The organism is Pseudomonas sp. (assembly GCF_032058845.1).
Taxonomy (GTDB): Bacteria; Pseudomonadota; Gammaproteobacteria; order Pseudomonadales; family Pseudomonadaceae; genus Aquipseudomonas.
In genome coordinates this window covers 1-359 of the sequence record NZ_DAMCCR010000005.1, presented here as the reverse complement: position 1 = coordinate 359, position 359 = coordinate 1, and the positions used below count along the sequence as shown (strand labels likewise).

The following is a 359-nucleotide window of genomic DNA, read 5'->3' as shown; positions in this document are numbered from 1 at the left end:
CCGGCAACGCCGAGGCCACCGCGCGCAGGGCTTGCTCGGTGTCATTGATGGCGAACGTGCCACTGATGCGCAGGCCAGCCACCGCCGGATCGCAGCGCAGCCAGCCGGCGCGGTAGCGCGACAGTTCGGCCAGAAAATCGTCCAGACGTTGGTCGTTGGCCAGCAGCACGCCGTGGGTCCAGGCATCCTGGCCCGCGGGCAGTGCCTCGATCACGGCGCTGCGCCCGGGCTGCAGGCGGCACTGGCTGCCAGCGTCGAGCAGGCTGGGCGCGGCACCGTCAGGGCTGACCCGCACCTGATGCTCGAACACTGCCACGCGCGTGTGGTCACCCTCGGTACGCACGGAGAACCGCGTGCCC

The 359-nt window shown here is 71.3% G+C and carries 1 protein-coding gene; it reads right to left on the bottom strand.

What is annotated here, in order from left to right; all coding sequences use genetic code 11:
* Positions 1-359: FecR family protein (locus tag RT028_RS01805; protein ID WP_409567129.1), on the bottom strand; the 359-nt coding region annotated here is incomplete at both ends.